Here is a 20,613-nt window from a genome sequence, read left to right as displayed (position 1 = left end):
TCAACTAATTAAATTGATTAGGCGTCGCTGCCATGCGCCGCTCCCCACGCCCCCGGCTTCGACAAGAAGCGCGGGAACGCATCCGCTTGGCCTCAAACAAGGAAAGACCGACACATGACCAGAAAGACAAAACCAGAGATCGATCGAAGCCTGGAGCGCAATTCTGGTTACCCGGTGTTGCACAATTTTAGCGCGAACCTGGTCGCGCCGGTGGGATATGGATGTTAGCCTGCCGCGGGGAGGATAAAACGCAGAAACAGGAGGCCATATGGCTACCGTGCTCAACGCCAAAGGCGTTGCCCTTCCCTACAGCGGATCTTCGGTCAATCACTTCTCGGCGACAAATTCCGGCCCGCGGCTCTACGGTAGTTCCAGCAACGATTCGATGTGGGGCGACAGTTCCGTAAGCGTGGTCATGTCGGCAGGATCGGGTGATGACATCTATTATCTCTATTCCACCCGCAACAGCGCCTTCGAAAGAGCCGGCGAAGGCGTGGACACCATCAACACCTGGATGAGCTATACACTGCCCGACAATATCGAGAACCTGACAGTTACCGGCAATGGGCGCTATGCCTTCGGAAATTCGGGCGACAACATAATCACCGGCGGTTCCGGCCGGCAGACGCTCGACGGCGGCGCGGGCGACGATGTGCTGAAGGGCGGATCAGGTGCGGACATCTTCATCGTCTCGGAGGGCAACGGAAGCGACCTGGTTCTCGATTTCGGAGCACCGGATCAGGTGCGCCTCGACGGCTACGGATTCATCTCCTTCGACGCCGTGCGTGCGAACATGACCCAGACCGGCGCCGACACGCGGCTCGATCTCGGCGACGGCGAGATCCTGGTTTTCGCTGACACCAGCATTGATGAGTTCCACCCAGCGCAGTTCAAGCTCAGCCTCGACAAATCGGAGATGCGCCTGTCCTTTTCGGACGAGTTCGACACGCTCAGCCTATGGGACGGCGAGAGCGGCACCTGGGACTCGAATTTCTGGTGGGGCCAGCCGAACGGAAGCACGCTGCCGGGTAACGGCGAGAGGCAGTGGTATATCGATCACGATTACGGCCCAACGAGTTCCGTGAACCCGTTCAGCGTCGACGACGGCGTTCTCACCATCACCGCCGCGCAGACGCCGGAAGCGATCAAGCCGGAAATCAACAATTACGAATACACGTCCGGGCTGATTACGACCTACGAGTCCTTCTCGCAGACCTACGGCTATTTCGAGATGCGCGCCGACATGCCGGACAATCACGGAACCTGGCCGGCCTTCTGGCTGCTGCCGGCGGACGGATCCTGGCCGCCCGAGATCGATGTCGTGGAAATGCGCGGACAGGACCCGGGCACCCTCCAGGTGTCGGTGCATTCGAACGAGACGGGGAGCCGGACCACGGTATCCTCGGCGGTCAATGTGCCTGACACTGAAGGCTTTCATACCTATGGCGTGCTTTGGACCGAGGAGGAACTCGTCTGGTATTTCGACGATGTCGAGGTTTTTCGCACCGACACGCCGGACGATTTGCACGAACCTATGTACATGTTGGCCAATCTGGCCGTCGGAGGGGTGGCAGGAGAGCCGGCCGACGGGCTGGCCACGCCTGCCGAGATGCAGATCGACTACATCCGCGCCTACGAACTGGATTGGCTCGCCTGAGAAGCGAAGAGGAGCATCCGCCGCTTGGCGGGCGCTGAATGATCGCATTCAGTCCAGGAAGGGTTTTGCCCGCATCGTCTCCGGGATGCGCACGCCCAGGCGTGAAAGCACTGTCGGCGCCAGCTGCAACTGGTCGAGCAGAACATCCTCATTCGGCCCTGCGCCCCTGCCGAAATAGTAGAGCGCGAAATCCTGCATCTCGTCGTCATGGCCGCCATGGTGGCCGCGACCGGTCTGGCCGTGATCGGCTGTCACGATCACCTCGTAGCCGGCGTTGCGCCAGCGCGGCAGGAAGGCGGCGAGCTGCGCGTCCATGACGAACAGCGCCTGGTCCATTTCGCCGCAATCGTGGCCGTAGCGGTGGCCCATGGAGTCGAGCGTGCACGTGTGCAGGATGCCGTAGTCGATGCCGTGGCGTTCCGTCAGCATGGTGAGCGTAGCGAACAGGTCGATGTCGCTCGGCGTCATCTGGTTCTTGTGATTGTAGCCGGTCATCGTGTGGAAGCGGCCATGGGTGATAGGCCCGCCCGGCTCGTCATATTCGATGTCGCGCACGATATCGAAGGGCGCGCGGTTGAAGAAGACCGACCAGAAGGAATGCGTCACCGCGCCGGTCCTGCCGCCGGCCTTCGTCACCTCGGAAAAGATGTCCGGCTGCTCGACCCGAAACAGCGTCTCGTTCGACACCACGCCATGCACCTGCGGCGCCACGCCGGTGTGGATCGACGCGTAGCAGGAGGCCGAGGTCGAGGGCAGGACGGAGCGCATCTTCCAGACGCGCGCCTCGCCCGACTGCACCCAGCCTTCGAGATTGCCCATGAATCTGCGCCAATTGCGCCAAGGCAGGCCGTCGAGGACGATGAGGAGGAGTTTGGTGCGGAGGGGCATGTCGAGGCCAAATGGTTCTAATGACGGCGAAGGCGCGCCGGGAAATTCATTTTCTGATGAAGGATGCGCATCACGTCAATTTGCTTGTCCGGTCCCACGATTTGTAGAAGGCGAAGTGAGACTCCACCGCGATCTTAAAATAGTCTTTCGGAATTCTCCGGCGGATCGTCCGGTAAGTTCGCCGGCGGCGAGCTTGGCGCAAGTCGATTCAATATGGGCCATGTACCGATCAGCCTGCGCCTCGCTCCAGGTGTCCGACGTATCGAACCAAATTTCGCGGACATCGGCACGCGCCGAAGGCGAGAGCCGGAATCCACTCATTTTGCTCTTTCGCGATGCATCTCGGAGAGAAACTCCTGAAGGTCAAACGGCTGCGGTTCACCACTTTGCTCGCCTTCAATCAAGGCGGCCCTCACGAACGCAACATAGGCTTCATGTTCTTCCAGCAGCCGCAGCCCGGCGCGGACGACCTCGCTGGCGGATGCGAAGCGGCCGTCTTCGACCTGCCGGTCGACGAACTCAGTGAAGTGCGGGCCAAGGGAAATGGATGTGTTCTTGTTCATGCGGGGCAGTTTACCAAAAAGGTATCGCTGGCAACGAACCTCAATTCCCGGCGCTCTCCATCCGTCTTCCCTTGATCGCCTTTTCCAGCCAGCCGATCTCCATCTCCGGAACGGATGAAAGCAGCAGGTCGGTGTAGTCATCGAAGGGCGGCGTCAGCACCTGGCTTTTCGGGCCGTAGCGCACGACTTCGCCGCGATACATGACAGCGATGGAATCGGCGATCGATTTGACGGTCGCCAGATCGTGGGTGATAAACAAATAGGCGACGTCCTCCTCCTTCTGCAGGTCGAGCAGGAGCTTGAGGATGCCGTTGGCGACCAGCGGGTCGAGCGCGCTCGTCACCTCGTCGCAGATGATCAGGCTCGGCTTGGCGGCGAGCGAGCGGGCGATGCAGACGCGTTGCTTCTGGCCGCCGGAGAGCTCGGCCGGATAACGGTCGATGAAGCCTTTGCCCATCTCGATCTTCTCGAGCAGTTCGGCGACGCGGCGGTCGCGTTCCTTGCCGCGCATGCCGAAATAGAACTCCAGAGGCCGGCCGATGATGGTGCCCACAGTCTGGCGCGGGTTCATGGCGACGTCCGCCATCTGGTAGATCATCTGCAACTGGCGCAGATCTTCCTTGCTGCGGTCGGCCAAGCGATTGGCGAGCTTTCGCCCGGAGAAGGTGATGCTGCCTTCCATCGGCGGCAGCAGACCGGTGATCGCCCGCGCCAGGGTGGACTTGCCCGAACCGGACTCACCGACCACCGCAAGCGTCTGGCCGGGAGATATGTCGACGGTGACGTTCTTCAGAACCTTCACCGTGCCTCCGCCATAGGCGGCGGTGATGTTCTTCACCGACAGGAAGGGGGTCGCGCCGGGCTTCTTCTCCTGATGCTCGATCTCATGCACCGAGACCAGCGCACTGGTGTATTCCTGCCGCGGATCCTTGATGATCTGACGCGTGCCGCCCCATTCCACCAGCTTGCCGTGGCGCAGAACCATGATCTCGTCGGAGACCTGCGCCACCACAGCCAGATCGTGGGTGATATAGAGCGCGGCGACGCCGGTGTCGCGGATCGCGTCCTTGATCGCCGCCAAGACATCGATCTGTGTGGTCACGTCGAGCGCAGTGGTCGGCTCGTCGAAGACGATCAGGTCCGGCTCCGAGCACAGCGCCATCGCCGTCATCACGCGCTGCAACTGGCCGCCGGAAACCTGGTGCGGAAAGCGCCGGCCGATGTTTTCCGGGTCCGGCAGGCTTAGCTTCCTGAACAGCGCGACGGCGCGCTTTTCGGCTTCGGCGCGCGAAGCCGTGCCATGCAGCAGCGCGGATTCCACCACCTGGTCCATCAGTCGGTGCGCCGGGTTGAAGGCGGCGGCAGCCGATTGCGCGACGTAGCAGACCTCGCGGCCGCGCAGTTTGCGCAGGCCTTGCGCGCCGCCCTTGCGGATGTCGCGCCCATTGAGCAGGATCTCGCCGCCGGTGATACGCACGCCGCCACGGCCATAGCCCATGGCGGAGAGGCCGATCGTCGATTTGCCGGCTCCGGATTCGCCTATAAGGCCCAGCACGCGGCCGCGCTCGAGCTTCAGCGAAACGTCGTCGACGATGACGATGTTGCGCGGATCTTCGCCGGGCGGATAGACGCGCGCCTCAATGCGCAGATTGCGGATGTCGAGCAGGGGCCGCTGCGGCTCCACTTCAACGGAAGGACGCGCCAGAATATCAGCCATTGCCGCGCCCTCCCTTCAGGTCCGAGGTTCGGTTCAGGATCCAGTCGGCGACGAGATTGACCGAGATAGCGAGTGCGGCAATCGCCGCGGCCGGGATGAGCGCCGCCGGAATGCCGAAGACGATGCCTTCCTTGTTTTCCTTGACCATGCCGCCCCAGTCCGCGGCGGGCGGCTGAACGCCGAGGCCGAGGAAGGAAAGGGCGGAGAGAAAGAGCACGGCAAAGATGAAGCGCAGCCCGAGTTCGGCTACCAGCGGCGAAAGCGCGTTGGGCAGGATCTCGCGGAAGATGATCCAGCGCGTTCCCTCGCCGCGCAGTTTGGCCGCCTCGACGAAGTCCATGACGTTGATGTCAACGGCGACCGCGCGCGAGAGGCGATAGACGCGGGTGGAATCGAGGATGCCCATGACAAGGATCAGCGTGACCAGGGTGGTGGGGAGCACCGAGAGCACGACCAGACCGAAGATCAGCGTCGGGATCGACATCAGGAGGTCGACGAAGCGCGACATCAGGGTGTCGAACCAGCCGCCGACGACGGCCGCCGTGAAGCCGAGCACGGAGCCGAGGGAGAAGGACAAAGCCGTTGCCAGCGCGGCGATCAGGATCGTGGTCTGGCCGCCATAGATCATGCGCGACAGGAGATCGCGGCCGAGATTGTCGGTTCCGAGCCAGAATTTTTCCGACATCGGCTCCCAGACGCCGCCGACGATCTCGCCGAGGCCGTAGGGTGCGATCCATTGCGCGAAGATGGCGATGAACAGGAATGTCGCGGTCAGGATCAGGCCGATCAGCGCGCCGATCGGGATGCGGCGGATGGATTGAAGCGCGGCGGCGGTCATTTCGGATGCCTCAGGCGCGGATTGGCGATGATTGCGGCGATGTCGGCGACGATGTTCATGCCGATATAGACCGCGGCGAAGATCAGCCCAACCGCCTGCACCACCGGCACGTCGCGCTTGGAGACGTGGTCGACCAGATATTGCCCCATGCCGGGATAGACGAAGATGACCTCGATCACGACGACGCCGACGATGAGGAAGGCGAGGTTCAGCATGACCACATTGATGATCGGCGCAATGGCATTGGGGAAGGCGTGCTTGCGGATAATGTCGAAAGGCGCGAGCCCCTTGAGCTCGGCCGTCTCGATATAGGCCGATTGCATGACATTGAGGATCGCGGCGCGCGTCATCCGCATCATATGGGCGAGCACGACCAGCGTCAGCGCCGTTGCGGGCAGCGCCACTGCTTTCATGCGATCGGCGAAGGGCATGCCCTCATAAACGGTCGAGATGCCCGGAAACCATTGCAGCTTCACCGCGAATATGAAGACCAGGATGTAGCCGATGAAGAACTCCGGCAGCGAGGTGGAGGCGAGCGCGAGGCCCGATATCGTCTTGTCGACCGCGCCGTTGCGGTAGCGCACCGCAAGCAGGCCCAGGATGACGGCGAGCGGGACAGAGACGGCTGCGGCCCAAAAAGCGAGGAAGAGCGTGTTCCAGAGCCGACCGCCGAGCGAGGTGGCGATGTCCTGGCCGTTGGAGAGCGCGGTTCCGAGATCACCGGTCAGAACGCCGCCGAGCCAGCGGAAGTAGCGGATTATGGCAGGGTCGTTGAGGCCGAGTTCCTCGCGCAAATTGGCGACCGCTTCGGGCGTCGCGTTCTGGCCCAGAATGGTCTGGGCGACGTCGCCGGGCAGGATCTGGGTGCCGGCGAAGATCAGCGCCGACACCGCGAAAAGCAGAACGACGCCCAGCGCGATGCGCTGGGCGACGAGTTTCAGGATGGGTCCGCCCATGACGGCGACGCCCCGTTCAGGCGTTCAGCCAGCATTTGGCCAGGGCGTAGCCGTCCGATAGCTCGTGGGTCTTGCCGGTCACGAAGCCGCCGACCTTGTCGCTGACCGCATCGATCAGGTCGTTGAACATCGGCAGGATCAGGCCGCCCTCGTCCCGCACGATGAGCGCCATGTCGCGATACATCTGCTTGCGCTTGGTTTCGTCGAGTTCTGCTCGCGCGGCGATGACCATCTTGTCGAACTTCTCGTTGAAGAAGCGCGTGTCGTTCCAGTCCGCGTCGCTTGTATAGGCGGTTGAATACATGGAATCCTGCGTCGGACGCCCGCCCCAATAGGAGGTGCAGAACGGCTGCTTGTTCCAGACTTCGGTCCAGTAGCCGTCGGCCGGTTCGCGCTTGATCTCGATCTGGATGCCGGCCTTGGCGCAGCTCTGCTGGTAAAGCTGGGCGGCATCAACCGCGCCGGGGAAGGCGGCATCCGAAGTGCGAAGCAGGATCGGCCCGTCATGGCCCGACTTCTGGTAGTGGAACTTGGCCTTGTCGGGATCAAAAGTGCGCTGTTCAATGCCCTCTGGGAAGAGCGGATAGGCGGAATTGATCGGGAAATCGTTACCGACGGAGCCGTAGCCGAGCAGGATCTTGTCGAGCATCTCCTGCCGGTCCATCGCCAGCTTCAAAGCCATGCGCAGGTCGTTGTTGTCGAACGGCGCGGTGTTGCAATGGGCGACGAAGACATAGTGCGCCGGTCCTTTGGTGTTTTCGATCTTGACACCCGCAATGCGCTTGACCAGTTCGACGATCTTGGGCTCGACGCGGTTGATCATGTGGACCTGGCCGCCCTGCAGCGCGGAGGTGCGGGCCGTTGAGTCGTTGACGACGATGACTTCCACCTGGTCGGCGAAGCCCATTGTGTCTGCGTCCCAGTAATTGGCGAAACGCTCGCCGCCATGGCGCACGCCCGGCTCGTCGACGACCACCTTGTAGGGGCCGGCGCTGACGCCTTCGGCCGGATTGTCCTTGCCCCCGTTCGGCTGGATGATCAGGTGATAATCGGTCATCAAATAGGGCAGGTCGGCGTTCGGCTCCTTGAGCGTCACGATCACCTCGTTGCCGCTTGCCTTCATGGATTCGATGCCGCGCATGATGCCGAGCGCGCCGGACTTGGAGTCCTCGTTGGAGTGGCGCTCCAGCGTCGCCACGACGTCTTCCGCGGTGACGGTCTTGGCGTTGTGAAACTCCATCCCCTGGCGGATCTTGAAGGTCCAGACCTTGGCGTCGTCGGACGCGCCGTATTCTTCGGCGATGCAGTGCCTGAGGGTGCCATCGGGATTGGTGCCGAGCAGGTATTCGCCCCAACACTTGCCGAACAGGAACGGCACTTGAGTGAGGAAACTCGCCGGGTCGAGACTGTTGGTGGACTCACCGCCAACCAGACCGGCCTTCAATGTGCCGCCCCTGACAGGGCTTTGCGCGCGCGCCGCGCCGGCGAGCAGCGAATTGGCGAAGGTCGCGGTGACGCCGAGGGCTGCGGCGCGACCGAGGAAATCGCGCCGGCTCAGCCGACCGGCGACAACGTGACGGCTCAGGAAATCGAGTTCGTTAGACATTTGAGGTTCCTCACTCAGGCGGTTTTGCCGACATCATTTTTGTATATTTTGTGTGTTGAATATTGGCCGCAACACCGCTGCTGGCGCAAGGCAAAATGCGACATGACGTGGCGTAAATGGCATGTCGTTTCTGGATCAACCATGTTGGGCGCTCAGATGTGGCCGCGGCGGATTTTCTCCTCGAAATCGCGCTCGAACACCAGTTTTGCCCCCTCATAGGCTTCGATTCGCCCGGTAAGATGGAAATTCTCCGCGTCGGAGCGCATGGAGGTGAATGTTTCGGTCCTGACCGACCATTCATTTCGCGACAAGCTCTCCGTCCAATGCGTTTGGCCATGGGCGGAAAGCGGATCGTCAGGATCGATGGTCCAGGTTTCACGGGCGATCCCGCCGGTGACCAGGCCATGGTCGTTGTCGCGCTTCTCACCAAAATCATCGACGATATTCAACGAGACCTTTCCGGTGGCGGGATCACGTTCAACGATGCGGCTGTTGGAGCTTTGCCGCAACGTTTCGGTCTGCCAGGGAGCGGCCGCCTCGGGCTCCTCGAACGAGACCTCGTTGCCGGCGCCCGACGGTCGGACCGGCAGTTCCAGCACACCTTCATGCACGGTCAGCGTGACCTTTTCCGGCGACGGCCACACCAGTGGCCAGTAGGTCGACGAGACAGCCACCCGCAGACGGTGGCCCGGTTTGATCGAATAGGCGATGTCGTCCAGCCTGAGTGCGATGTCCATCGCGTCACCGGGAACGATGTCCTTCGGAAATTCGTGGCCGTTGCGATGGCAGAGATTGAGGACGCCGTAAGTGATGCGCGTCGAGGCGCCGTCGGGCTGCACGTCGCAAAGCCTGATCGCCACCATAGCGCGCGGGCGGTCGGCGGACAGTCTAAGGCGAAGCACCGGCGCGCCGACGATGTCGGTATGCTCGGCGAGCGGAGCGGTGTCGAAACAGATGGACTTCTCGTCGTCGACGCGCTGGTCGCCCGGCAGTTCAGGCCCGAGCCAGATGGCGCAGTATTCGCCGCCGGCCATGCCGCAATCCTGCGGTGTGGATACTGGGGTAGCCGGCAGCGCACCGGTACTTTCGGAGAGTACGCCGTCTGCACCGAGATGCATCCGGCGCGCAGTGATGTTGGGCGAAGGCCAGTTTTGCTCGGCGATCCAGCGGCCCGGGCGCTCCTCATACCAGTCTCGCGGCGGCGCCGAATCCATCAGATAGAGCCGCAACGCCGGGTCGCTCTCTACACCGGTCGCGACGCCCTTCAGCCAGCGGTCCCACCATCGCAACGCCTCCTGGAGAAAGCCGATGGCCGGATTTGGCACCGCGAAGTGAGGATATTTGTGAATCCACGGTCCGATTATGCCCTTGGCTGGGGCTTCGATGCCCTGAACGAGACGCGCGACCGCATTCTTGTAGGCGTCGCCCCATCCGCCGATTGCGAGCGTTGCTGCCTTGATCGCGGAGAAATTCTCGCAGACGGAGCCGCGCTTCCAGTAGGCGTCGCGGTTCTGGTGCCTCAGCCAGACTGCCGGCAGGAACGGCTCGTTGTCCAGCCGGTCGAGCCACATTTCCCGCCATTTGTCGCCGACCAGCGCCGGGTCCGGCGGCCGCGACGAATAGGCGAGCATGGTCGCGCCCCAGCCCTGGTTCTCGTTGAGCAGCAGGCCTCCCTTGTAGTGGATGTCGTCGGCATAGCGGTCGTCGGTCGAGCACAGCGTGATGATCGCTTTCAGCGCCGGCGGCTCTTTGGCGGCGACCTGAAGCGCGTTGAATCCACCCCAGGAGATGCCCATCATGCCAGCCTTGCCGGAACACCAGGGTTGCGAAGCCGCCCAGGCGATCACGTCGCAGGCATCCTGCAATTCCTGCTCAGTGTATTCGTCCTCCATCAGGCCTTCGGAGTCGCCATTGCCGCGCATGTCAACGCGGATGCAGGCATAGCCGTGGCCGGCGAAATAGGCGTGCGTCAGATTATCCCGCGCCGTGGTGCCGTCGCGCTTGCGGTAAGGCAGATGCTCGAGAATTGCCGGAACCGGGTTTTCGGCGGCGTCCTCCGGCATCCACACCCGCGCCGATAGCCGGCAGCCGTCCGGCATGACGATGCCCATGTCGGGAAATTCGACGATTTTGCGGGGAAAGGTAGTGATGGTCTTCATGTGTGTGCTCCTGCCGGCGGCATCAGGCATGGAGGCGGAGGAAAGTTCAATGCGGATCAGCGTCCTGTCCCATCGCATTTGCGTCCGGAGGAACAATAGCAGTCAATAGGCATAGGCGGTGCTGGTGCCGTCGCGACAGGCGCGGAAGACCGCAATTAACGTCGATGTCCTCAATTCAGCGGGATGTCGTTGTCGACCTTGCTGTTCTGGTATTCGGCCGAAAGAGCGTCGTAGCGCGCATAGATTTTTGCGACACGCGCTTCCAGCCTGGCCCGGTCAGCTTCGGGCAGCGTGCGCACCAACTTACGGATGGAATAACTTTTCCAATAGGCGTTCTCGGCGTTGTAGCCGCCGGGATCGAGGGTGAAGACCTCTTTCAGGATCTTCAAATCGTGCGGGATGGCAAACGAGTCGCGCGAATCCTCATGACTGAACAGGTAGTAGAAATTGTCGTAGCCGGTCCATGTGATCGCCGACAGGCAGAGCGAGCAGGGCTCGTGGGTGGCGAGAAAAATGCAGTCCTTCGTGTCCGGCCGTTCTTCACGAGGCATCTCGTAGAAGCGTTTCAGCGCGTGGATTTCGCCGTGCCAGAGCGGGTTCTCGATCTCGTTGTTGGTCTCGGCGAGCACCAGCGAGCGGTCGTCCTTTCTAAGGATCGCCGCGCCGAACAGCTTGTTGCCGTGCGCCACGCCTTGCGCCGTCTTCGGCACGATCTCGTGCTCGATTACGTCGAGCAGCCGATCGATGAGGGTCACGTCGCTCAAAGCGTCATTCCGGGCAAGTGAACTTCCCAAGGCTCGTCGAAAAAGAATTCTTCCAGGTTAGAGCCGTCGCCGCCGCGGTCGACGACCAGGAACTCCTGCGGCTCGTTGATCGGCGTGAGCACGCCGTGCCAGGTGTTGCTGTGATAATTGACGCCCTGTCCCGGCTCGGTGACGAAGGCGTGCGGCGTGCCTGGCCCGTTTTCGCCGTCATGGCAGACCACGACGACGAACGGCCTGGGAGCGAGCGGCATGAACGCCTGGCTGCCGAAGGGGTGACGCTCGACCATGGTGAGCCGCAGCGGAAAGGCATAATGCGTGCTCTTGACGATCGAGATCAGCACGCGCGCGTTCGGCCCTTCCGCCTCCACCCTGGCGAGGTCGTGATAGCGTTCGGCCCTGCCGCCATTGATCGGGTAGTGGTTTTCGCCTTCCATATCGAGAACGTCGCCGAACTCGGCGAAAGCCTCTCGGGTCAGCGGTTCTGCAAGGATTTTCTTCACGGGAATGCCCCTATCCGAAGCGTTTCGCGGCGGAAGATGCGCCGAGCTTCATGTGCCGGTTGACGTCCTTGTAGAGGAGATAGCGGAATTTGCCGGGGCCGCCAGCGTAGCAGGCCTGCGGGCAGAAGGCGCGCAGCCACATATAGTCGCCGGCCTCCACCTCGACCCAGTCCTGGTTGAGGCGGTAGACCGCCTTGCCCTCCAGCACATAGAGGCCGTGCTCCATCACATGCGTCTCTGCAAACGGGATCACCGCGCCTGGTTCGAAGGTGACGATGGTGACATGCATGTCGTGGCGCATGTCAGCCGGGTCGACGAAACGCGTGGTCGCCCATTTGCCGTCGGTGCCCGGCATGGGAGTCGGCGCGATTTCCGCCTCGTCGGCGAAGAAGGCTTCGGGGATGTCGATGCCTTCGACGAAGTCGTAGGCCTTGCGGATCCAGTGGAAACGCACGGCCTTCCAGCCTTCGTTGCGGACGGTCCACCGGCTCGCAGGCGGGATGAAGGCAAAGCCGCCGGGGCTCATTACCTGCTTCCGGCCTTCGACAGTGACGGCGATCTCGCCTTCCACGACGAAAAGTACTGCTTCCGCGGCGCTGTCGGGCTCCGGCCGGTCGCTGCCGCCGCCCGGGCCGACTTCCATGATGTATTGCGAAAAAGTCTCGGCGAAGCCGGACAAGGGACGCGACAGCACCCACGCCCTGGTGTCCTCCCAGAAGGGCAGGCAACTGGTCACGATATCGCTCATCACGCCTTTCGGGATGACGGCATAGGCCTCGGTAAACACGGCGCGGCCGGTGAGGAGATCCGTCTGCGGCGGCAGGCCGCCATGGGGCGCGTAGTAGGTGCGGCCGGTCATGCTTCTTCCTTCAGAGGGGCAACAAATCGCGGAGGCGCAGAAGCGCGATGCGCTCCACCTCCCTGCATGCGGTTGCGAATTCAACGGCGCGATCATTGCGGATGCGCGCTTCGAAAGCCGCCAGGATCTCGTCCTTGGTCCTTCCCTTGACGGCGATGATGAAGGGGAAACCAAACGCGGCGACATAGGCGGAATTGAGCTTCGAGAACAGCTCGCGCTCGCTGTCGGTCAGCGCGTCGAGGCCGGCGGAGGCCTGCTCCTTCGTCGATTCGGGCGTCAGCCTTTTTGCGGCCGCCAACTTGCCGGCCAAGTCGGGGTGGGCCTTCAGAACGCCGAGCCGCTCGCTCTCGCTTGCTGACCGGAAGGCGCGGCAGAGCGCGTTGTGCAGGCCGCCGGCGCTGTCATGCGCGGGGCCAAGCTCCAGTTCGAAAGCGCGCTCGGCGACCCAGGGGGAATGCTCGAAGACGCCGCCGAATTTTTCGGCGAAATCTTCCCTGCCCATCCGCGAGGGACGCAGCGCAGGGGCCTGGTAAGGATGATGCTCGCGCCAGTGGCGGGCGATGTCGATGCGCCGCGCCAGCCAAACCCGGTCGTGGGCTTTCACGTAATCGATGAAGCGCTTTAGCGCCGCAGCCCGGCCGGGGCGGCCGACGAGCCGGCAGTGCAGGCCGATATTCATCATGCGCGGCCGGCCCGCCTTACCTTCTTCATAGAGCGTGTCGAAACTGTCCTTGAGGTAGGCAAAAAACTGGTCACCCGAGTTGAAGCCCTGCGGCGTGGCAAAGCGCATGTCGTTGGCATCGAGCGTGTAAGGGATGATGAGCTGCGGCGATATCGCGCCGCCATGGCCGTCGTGGTCGAGCCAATAGGGAAGCTCGTCGTCATATGTGTCGGATACGTAGTTGAAACCACCCTCGGCGGCGGCCAGACGCACCGAATTGACTGAGGTGCGGCCGAGATAGAGACCGGTGGGACGCTCGCCCGTGACTTCCGTATGGAGGCGGATCGCCTCCTCCAGGTCGCGGCGCTCGTCGTCGATCTTGTGGTCGCGATAGTCGATCCAGCGCAGTCCGTGCGAGGCGATTTCCCAGCCGGCCTCCTGCATGGCCGTTACCTGGTCGGGCGAACGCGCGAGCGCGCTTGCCACGCCGTAAACCGTTACTGGCACTTCGGCCTCGGTGAACATGCGGTGCAGCCGCCAGAAGCCGGCGCGAGCGCCGTATTCGTAGATCGATTCCATGTTCCAGTGGCGCATGCCGGCCCAAGGGGCGGCGCCGACGATCTCGGACAGGAAGGCTTCGGATGCGGCGTCGCCGTGGAGGATGCAGTTCTCGCCGCCCTCCTCATAGTTGACGACGAACTGGACGACGACATGCGCACCGCCCGGCCATTTCGGGTCCGGCGGGTTCTGCCCGTAGCCGCGCATGTCTCGCTGGTATCGCATCAATTCCCTCGCCGCCGGTCCTATCGGATCTGCCAATCCACGATAGTCGACAGGATCGGCCGGCATTCCCCCGAAAAAATTTGAAAGTCTTTTTGTGGCGTTCCGCTTCACCCGGACTTATGCATGGCATTTAATCGCCGCACAATCGACCGCTTGCGTTAGGACGGTCCTGAGGGAGGCAGAATGTCGGGAACTGAAGGCGGACGCCTGACCACCCATGTGCTCGACACCGCTTCGGGAAAGCCGGCGGCTGGCCTTTCCGTTTCGCTGTTCCGCATTGAGGGCGAGAAGCGCACGCTGCTCAAGGCCGTTTCCACCAACAGCGACGGCCGCTGCGATGCGCCGCTGCTCGCGGGCGCGGAGTTTTCGCCCGGCGAGTACGAGCTGGTGTTTTCGGCCGGAGACTATCTACGCAGTCAAGGAATTGAGCTGCCGGAACCGGCGTTCCTCGACGTTGTGCCGATCCGCTTCGGCATGGCCGAGCACAAGCACTATCATGTGCCGCTGCTCATCTCGCCCTACGGCTACTCGACCTACAGGGGGAGTTGAGGGATGGCCGCCGTGAAGACGCGAAACGAAATCCGCTTCTTGCTCAATGGCGAGGATGTGGCGCTTTCGGCCGTCGCGCCGGACGAGACGCTGCTCGACTATCTGCGGCTGCGCCGTAGCCTGCGCGGCAGCAAGGAAGGCTGCGCCGAAGGTGATTGCGGCGCCTGCACGGTGCTGGTCGGGCGGCTTGCCGGCGGCGAACTTGTCTATGAGACCGTCAACGCCTGCATCCGCTTCCTCGGCTCGGTCGACGGCTGCCATGTCGTCACCGTCGAGCATCTGCGCGGAGAGGGCGGCAAGTTGCATCCGGTCCAGCAGGCGATGGTCGATTTCCACGGCTCGCAGTGCGGCTTCTGCACGCCGGGCTTCGTCATGTCGCTCTACGCCCTGTGGATGCGGAATCCGGAGCCATCCGACGCTGCAATCGAGAAGGCATTGCAGGGCAATCTATGCCGCTGCACCGGCTACGAAGCGATCGTGCGGGCGGCGCGCGCCATCTCCAGCTACGGCAAGGCGGCGAAGGACCCGCTGGCGATCGAGCGCGCAGCGGTGATCGCCATGCTGGAATCGATGAAGGACGGCGCACGTGTCGAGATCGGTGAAGGCAAGGGCCGGCTGGTCGTGCCGGCGAATGTAGACGATTTCGCCAGCGTGCTGGAGGCGGAGCCGAAAGCGACCATCGTCGCCGGCTCAACCGATGTCGGGTTGTGGGTGACGAAGTTCATGCGCGAGATTTCGCCGGCTATCTTCATTGCCGGCCTGGACGAGTTACGAACGATTTCGGAGCGCGACGGCGTCATCACCATCGGCGCGGGCGTGACCTACACCGAAGCGTTTTCGACGTTGGCGGAGTGCATTCCAGCGCTAGGTCCGCTGTTCGACCGCATCGGCGGCGAGCAGGTCCGCAATATGGGAACGATCGGTGGTAACATCGCCAATGGTTCGCCGATCGGAGACACGCCGCCGCCGCTGATCGCGCTGGGTGCGACGCTGAGTTTGCGCAAGGGCGATGAGCGCAGGACGATGCCGCTTGAGGATTTTTTCATCGCCTACGGCAGGCAGGACCGGCAGCCGGGAGAATTCGTCGAGGCGGTGCACGTGCCCGTGCCGGCGGAAGGCACGCATTTCGCCGTCCACAAGATCACCAAGCGCCGCGATGAGGACATCACCGCCGTGCTCGGCGCATTCCATTTGACGCTGGCTAATAATGGCGCGGTTTCGGACATTCGCATCGCCTATGGCGGCATGGCGGCGACGCCGAAACGGGCGAAAGCGGTCGAGGCGGCGTTGATCAGCAGACCGTGGAGCGAGGCGACTGTGGAGGAAGCGGTCGAGGCCTATGACGAGGATTTCACGCCGCTGACCGATATGCGCGCTTCGGCGGAATACCGCATGCTGGTGGCGAAGAATTTGCTCAGGCGGTTTTATCTGGAAACTACCGGGACGGCGCCGGCGCAGGTCTCAAGGCACGAGGCGGCGTGATGACCAAGCACCAAACCATCGACCTCAACGCCGAAAAGATCGCAGGCGGCGTCGCGACCGACCAGCGCCACGATTCCGCACACAAGCACGTCAGCGGCTCGGCGATCTACATCGACGACATGCCGGAGCCGGCCGGCACGCTGCATGGCTGCCTCGGCCTTTCCACCATCGCGCATGGCACGGTCCGTGCGATCGACCTTTCGGCGGTCCGTGCAGCGCCGGGTGTCGTCGAAGTGCTGACGGCGAAGGACGTGCCCGGCGAGAATGACATCTCGCCTACCGGCCGTCATGACGAGCCGGTGCTCGCCGACGGCAAGGTAGAGTTCTTCGGACAACCGATCTTCGCCGTCATCGCGGAGACGCGGGAAGAGGCGCGGCGCGCCTGCCGGCTGGCCAAGATCGAATATGACGAGCTGCCCGCGATCATCGATGTCGCCGATGCTGCCCGCCAGGGCGCAAAGCTCGTCACCCCGCCGCTGACGCTGTCGCGCGGTGACGCCGCCGAGGCAATCGCCAGCGCCCCGCGCAGATTGAAAGGCCAGATGCGGGTCGGCGGACAGGATCATTTTTACCTCGAAGGCCATATCGCCATGGCAGTTCCGGGCGAGGACGAGGACGTCACCGTCTATTCCTCGACCCAGCATCCAAGCGAGGTGCAGCACATGGTGGCACATGCGCTTGGCGTGCCCTCGCATGCAGTCACGGTCGAAATACGCCGCATGGGCGGCGGCTTTGGCGGCAAGGAGACGCAATCGAACCAGTTTGCCGCGCTGGCGGCGATAGCAGCCAAGCGTCTCGGCCGCGCGGTCAAAATCCGGCCCGACCGCGACGACGACATGAGCGCCACCGGCAAGCGCCATGATTTCCTGATCGACTACGAGGTCGGGTTCGACGACGATGGCAAAATCCACGGCGTCGATTTTTCCTACGCCGCGCGTTGCGGGTTTTCCTCTGACCTTTCGGGGCCGGTCACCGACCGCGCGCTGTTCCACTGCGACAACGCCTATTTCTATCCGGCGGTGAAGGCGGTTTCGGCGCCGCTCTACACCAATACGGTTTCCAACACCGCCTTCCGCGGCTTCGGCGGGCCGCAAGGCATGGTCGGCGCGGAGCGCGTCATCGACGAGGTGGCGTTTGCGACGGGCAAAGACCCGCTCGAGATTCGCAAGATCAATTTCTACGGCACGAGCGACCGCAACGTCACGCCGTACCACCAGACGGTCGAGGACAATATCATCCACCGCATTGTCTCCGAGCTCGAGGAGAGTTCCGACTATAAGCGGCGGCGCCGCACCATCGACGCGTTCAACGCCAACAGCCGAGTGATAAAACGCGGACTGGCGCTGACGCCGGTAAAGTTCGGCATTTCGTTCACCGCCACGCACTTCAACCAGGCCGGTGCGCTGGTGCATGTCTATACCGACGGCTCGGTGCACCTGAACCATGGCGGTACCGAGATGGGGCAGGGGCTCTACGTCAAGGTCGCGCAAGTGGTGGCGGAAGAGTTCCAGATCGACATCGATCAGGTAAAGATCACCGCGACGACCACCGGCAAGGTGCCCAACACTTCGGCCACCGCCGCTTCATCCGGTTCCGACCTCAATGGCATGGCGGCGCGAAACGCTGCCCGCATCATCCGCGACCGTCTCACCGATTTCGCGGCTGAAAAATACGCGGTGCCGCACGACCAGATCGAGTTCCTGCCCAACCGCGTGCGCATCGGCAACCAGCAAGTCGCCTTCGCCGATCTCGTCAAGCAGGCCTATATGGCGCGCATCCAGCTTTCGGCGGCCGGCTTCTACAAGACGCCGAAAATCCACTGGAACCGCGACAAGGGGCAGGGGCACCCGTTCTACTATTTCGCCTATGGCGCAGCGGTATCTGAGGTGTCGATCGACACGCTGACCGGCGAACACATGGTCGAGCGCACCGATATCCTGCACGAGACCGGCCGTTCCCTGAACCGCGCCATCGATCTCGGGCAGATCGAGGGCGGCTTCATTCAGGGCATGGGCTGGCTGACCACGGAAGAGCTGGTCTGGGACGAGAAGGGACGGCTGCGCACTCACGCGCCGTCGACCTACAAGATACCGCTCGCTTCGGACCGGCCGAAAATCTTCAACGTGACGCTTGCCGACTGGCCGGAAAACAACGAGCCGACGATCCACCGCTCCAAGGCGGTCGGCGAGCCGCCCTTCATGCTGGCAATGTCGGTGCTGCATGCGCTGTCGGATGCAGTTGCGAGCGTCGCCGACCACAGAATCTGCCCGCGCCTCGACGCGCCGGCAACGCCCGAGCGCGTGCTGATGGCCGTCGAGCGGCTGAGGGCCGAAGCGGCGCCCAGATGAGCGGCATCGCCAAGCGCCTGCGGGCTTTCCTCGACGCGTCGCCATCGGTGGCGCTGGTCGAGGTAGCCGAGGCGAAAGGCTCGACCCCGCGCGAAAAGGGCGCGCGGATGCTGGTCTCACCGACTGCGATTTTCGGCACGATCGGCGGCGGCCAGCTCGAATTCATGGCGATCGACAAAGCGAGGGAGATGCTGGGCGCCCGATCCTCCCCGCAAGGGGGAGGGTTGGGCGCTGCACTCAACCTCGACATCCCGCTTGGACCCGAGATCGGACAGTGCTGCGGCGGGCGGGTCAGCGTGTCGATCAGACTGGCAGGCGAGGCGGTTCGATCCATGCTTCTGGAAGAAGCCGAGGCCGAGGACGCCAGTCTCCCTCATATCTATGTCTTCGGGGGCGGCCATGTCGGCCATGCGCTGGCGGCGGCCTTCGCGCTGCTGCCGGTTCATGTTGTTGTTGTCGAGACGCGCGCGGACGCCCTTGAAGGCATGCCGGAAGGCACCGAGACTCGCCGGACCCCGGTGCCTGAGGAAATGGTTCGCGAAGCGCCGGCAGGATCAGCATTCGTCGTGCTCACTCACGACCATGCACTGGACTTCCTGATCGCGGCGGAAGCGCTGAAGCGCGACGATGCCGCCTATGTCGGCATGATCGGCTCGAAGACGAAAAAGGCGACTTTCAGGAGCTGGTATTTGAAGACCGCCGGCGGCAGCGAAACCGACTTTGCCCGCCTCGTCTCGCCGATCGGCGGCGATCAAGTGAAGGACAAGCGCCCAGCCGTGATCGCCGCGCTCGCGGCGGCGGAGATCATGACGGCGCTGGCGCATCCTTGAGAAGCGGTGTTCCAGGGCGATGTTCGTATCGCACCCGACTTCAAGCATTCCGCCGGCGAGAGGCGTTACATCGCGGTTGCACGGAATGCGAACGGGCGACCTCTCTTCGTCGGATTCACCTTGCGAGAGGTAGACGATCAACTGCTCGTCAGGCCAGTCACCGCCCGCTACATGCATAAGAAGGAGGCGCGACGCTATGAAACGGAAAGTTCCGGTCATGACGACCGATGAGGAAGCTGAGGCGTTTCTTGAACAGGATCTGTCCGATCTCGATTTTTCGCAGTTCAAGCCATACCGCTTTGAATTCGAGAACAAGACTGCGAGGGTTAATATGCGCCTGCCGGAAGGGCAGTTGGCAGTGCTGAAGGAGGAGGCAAGGAAGCGCGGAATACCCTATCCGCGTTTCATGCGGGAATTGCTGGAGCGCGGGTTGCAGAACTTGAAAGCTTCCTAACTGCTATCACCGACCCGCCAGAATATCCCGGATCAGCCGCTGGCAGCGTTCGGCCATGAAATCGAGCAGCAGGCGCACCTTCGGGTCCTGCAGCTTCTTGTGCGGATAGACGGCGGCGAACTGCACCGGGGTGGGCGGCGTGTCGGCCAGGATGATCTTCAGCCGGCGGTCGCGGATGAATGGCTCGACCTCGAATCGCGGCTTGTTGATGACGCCGCGACCGGCCAGCGCCCAGCCGGTCAAGACATCGCCGTCGTCGGAATCGAACGGCCCATGCACTTCGAATTTCGCCGGGCCAGACCGCGTCTTCAGCGTCCAGAAATATTCGCGCATGCCCGGAAAGCGCAGCATCAGGCAATCGTGCCTGTCGTCGATCAGTTGCTGCGGCTCGGTCGGCTCGCCGCGCGCCTCGAGATATTTGGGGGCTGCCACCAGCACGCGTTCGCATTCCATGATGCCGCGCATCCGGAGGCTCGAATCCTCGATCAGGCCGAGCCGGAAGGCGACGTCGATACCTTCCTTGAGGATATCGACATTGTGGTCGGAAAGCCGCAGCCGCACCTCGATATCCGGATATTTGTCACGGAAATCCGGGATGCCCGAGGCGATCAGCCGGCGTCCGAGCCCGAGCGGCGCGGTGACCTTGATCGTGCCGCGCGGCTGGCCGGAAAGCGCGCTGACGGCGGCCTCGGCCTCGGCTATCGCGTCCAGCACCTGCTTTGCGCCTGAATAGAAGACCGTGCCCTGCTCGGTCGGCATCAGTTGGCGCGTCGTGCGGTTGAACAGCCGTACGCCGAGGTGCTTTTCCAGTTCCTTGATGCGGTTGGAGGCGACGGCCGGGGAGATGCGCATGTCGCGGCCGGCGGCCGACAGATTGCCCAGTTCGACGACGCGGACGAAAACGGCGATATTGTCGAGATAGGCCATTAGCGGACTTCCACCGGGTTTCGGAGGCGACGCTACTATTTTCCAGATTTTTTTGAAAGTCATCGCACACCT

At 62.8% G+C, this 20,613-nt stretch carries 20 protein-coding genes; 7 read left to right on the top strand and 13 right to left on the bottom strand.

What is annotated here, in order from left to right; genetic code table 11:
* Nucleotides 1-268 precede the first annotated feature (268 nt).
* The gene (locus tag ABVK50_RS21485) at nt 269-1,657 is read left to right on the top strand and encodes a family 16 glycosylhydrolase (RefSeq protein WP_353644648.1); all 1,389 of its coding nucleotides are present in this window, start codon (nt 269-271) and stop codon (nt 1,655-1,657) included.
* A 48-nt stretch (nt 1,658-1,705) separates the two neighbouring features.
* Here the strand turns inward: ABVK50_RS21485 and ABVK50_RS21480 are convergent, their stop codons facing one another.
* From ABVK50_RS21480 to puuE, 12 genes are all read right to left on the bottom strand, one after another.
* Complete coding sequence (locus ABVK50_RS21480; protein ID WP_353644649.1) at nt 1,706-2,545, bottom strand: alkaline phosphatase family protein; 840 nt, start codon at nt 2,543-2,545, stop codon at nt 1,706-1,708.
* A gap of 75 nt (nt 2,546-2,620) precedes the next feature.
* A complete protein-coding gene (locus tag ABVK50_RS21475) occupies nt 2,621-2,866 on the bottom strand; it encodes a type II toxin-antitoxin system RelE/ParE family toxin (RefSeq protein ID WP_353644650.1) in 246 nt (81 codons plus the stop codon).
* Nucleotides 2,863-3,108, bottom strand: coding sequence for a type II toxin-antitoxin system ParD family antitoxin (locus ABVK50_RS21470; protein WP_353644651.1), 246 nt, complete (start codon nt 3,106-3,108; stop codon nt 2,863-2,865). The genes ABVK50_RS21475 and ABVK50_RS21470 overlap by 4 nt, the downstream gene beginning before the upstream one ends.
* A 40-nt stretch (nt 3,109-3,148) precedes the next feature.
* Nucleotides 3,149-4,825, bottom strand: a complete 1,677-nt coding sequence (locus ABVK50_RS21465) for an ABC transporter ATP-binding protein (RefSeq protein ID WP_353644652.1) — start codon at nt 4,823-4,825, stop codon at nt 3,149-3,151.
* Nucleotides 4,818-5,663 carry an ABC transporter permease gene (locus ABVK50_RS21460; protein ID WP_353644653.1) on the bottom strand — a complete coding sequence of 282 codons (846 nt, stop codon included), beginning with the start codon at nt 5,661-5,663 and terminating at the stop codon, nt 4,818-4,820. Before ABVK50_RS21460 ends, ABVK50_RS21465 begins: the two co-directional genes overlap by 8 nt.
* Nucleotides 5,660-6,619, bottom strand: coding sequence for an ABC transporter permease (locus ABVK50_RS21455; protein ID WP_353644654.1), 960 nt, complete (start codon nt 6,617-6,619; stop codon nt 5,660-5,662). Before ABVK50_RS21455 ends, ABVK50_RS21460 begins: the two co-directional genes overlap by 4 nt.
* Nucleotides 6,620-6,635: 16 nt before the next feature.
* Nucleotides 6,636-8,225, bottom strand: a complete 1,590-nt coding sequence (locus tag ABVK50_RS21450; RefSeq protein WP_353644655.1) for an ABC transporter substrate-binding protein — start codon at nt 8,223-8,225, stop codon at nt 6,636-6,638.
* Between the two features lie 152 nt (nt 8,226-8,377).
* A complete protein-coding gene (locus ABVK50_RS21445) occupies nt 8,378-10,384 on the bottom strand; it encodes a CocE/NonD family hydrolase (protein WP_353644656.1) in 2,007 nt (668 codons plus the stop codon).
* A 170-nt stretch (nt 10,385-10,554) separates the two neighbouring features.
* The gene (locus tag ABVK50_RS21440; RefSeq protein WP_353644657.1) at nt 10,555-11,148 is read right to left on the bottom strand and encodes a nucleoside deaminase; all 594 of its coding nucleotides are present in this window, start codon (nt 11,146-11,148) and stop codon (nt 10,555-10,557) included.
* Nucleotides 11,145-11,648, bottom strand: a complete 504-nt coding sequence (locus ABVK50_RS21435; protein ID WP_353644658.1) for an ureidoglycolate lyase — start codon at nt 11,646-11,648, stop codon at nt 11,145-11,147. Before ABVK50_RS21435 ends, ABVK50_RS21440 begins: the two co-directional genes overlap by 4 nt.
* Before the next feature lie 10 nt (nt 11,649-11,658).
* Nucleotides 11,659-12,507 (bottom strand): bifunctional allantoicase/(S)-ureidoglycine aminohydrolase, encoded by an 849-nt coding sequence (locus ABVK50_RS21430; protein ID WP_353644659.1) that lies wholly within the window; start codon nt 12,505-12,507, stop codon nt 11,659-11,661.
* A gap of 10 nt (nt 12,508-12,517) precedes the next feature.
* Entirely contained in the window at nt 12,518-13,951 is a 1,434-nt protein-coding gene (gene puuE / locus ABVK50_RS21425; protein ID WP_353644660.1) for an allantoinase PuuE, read from the bottom strand.
* Between the two features lie 183 nt (nt 13,952-14,134).
* Between puuE and uraH the strand changes: the two genes are divergently transcribed.
* From uraH to ABVK50_RS21395, 6 genes are read left to right on the top strand one after another with little or no spacing between them, the layout of a single operon-like run.
* Nucleotides 14,135-14,500 carry a hydroxyisourate hydrolase gene (gene uraH, locus ABVK50_RS21420; protein WP_353644661.1) on the top strand — a complete coding sequence of 122 codons (366 nt, stop codon included), beginning with the start codon at nt 14,135-14,137 and terminating at the stop codon, nt 14,498-14,500.
* A gap of 3 nt (nt 14,501-14,503) precedes the next feature.
* Nucleotides 14,504-15,982 carry a xanthine dehydrogenase small subunit gene (gene xdhA / locus ABVK50_RS21415; RefSeq protein WP_353644662.1) on the top strand — a complete coding sequence of 493 codons (1,479 nt, stop codon included), beginning with the start codon at nt 14,504-14,506 and terminating at the stop codon, nt 15,980-15,982.
* Nucleotides 15,982-18,330: a xanthine dehydrogenase molybdopterin binding subunit gene (xdhB, locus tag ABVK50_RS21410; protein ID WP_353644663.1), complete on the top strand. Its 2,349-nt coding sequence runs from the start codon at nt 15,982-15,984 to the stop codon at nt 18,328-18,330. Before xdhA ends, xdhB begins: the two co-directional genes overlap by 1 nt.
* On the top strand, nt 18,327-19,160 hold the full coding sequence (gene xdhC, locus ABVK50_RS21405; protein ID WP_353644664.1) for a xanthine dehydrogenase accessory protein XdhC: 834 nt from the start codon (nt 18,327-18,329) through the stop codon (nt 19,158-19,160). Before xdhB ends, xdhC begins: the two co-directional genes overlap by 4 nt.
* Nucleotides 19,161-19,166: 6 nt before the next feature.
* Nucleotides 19,167-19,391, top strand: a complete 225-nt coding sequence (locus ABVK50_RS21400; protein WP_353644665.1) for a BrnT family toxin — start codon at nt 19,167-19,169, stop codon at nt 19,389-19,391.
* Entirely contained in the window at nt 19,357-19,614 is a 258-nt protein-coding gene (locus ABVK50_RS21395) for a CopG family antitoxin (protein ID WP_353644666.1), read from the top strand. The genes ABVK50_RS21400 and ABVK50_RS21395 overlap by 35 nt, the downstream gene beginning before the upstream one ends.
* Before the next feature lie 6 nt (nt 19,615-19,620).
* Here the strand turns inward: ABVK50_RS21395 and ABVK50_RS21390 are convergent, their stop codons facing one another.
* Complete coding sequence (locus tag ABVK50_RS21390; RefSeq protein ID WP_353644667.1) at nt 19,621-20,541, bottom strand: LysR family transcriptional regulator; 921 nt, start codon at nt 20,539-20,541, stop codon at nt 19,621-19,623.
* Nucleotides 20,542-20,613: the final 72 nt, after the last annotated feature.

The organism is Mesorhizobium sp. WSM2240 (assembly GCF_040438645.1).
Classification (GTDB): Bacteria; Pseudomonadota; Alphaproteobacteria; order Rhizobiales; family Rhizobiaceae; genus Allomesorhizobium.
Note: the sequence above shows the minus strand (reverse complement) of the source record. Positions and strands in the feature narration are given on the sequence as shown.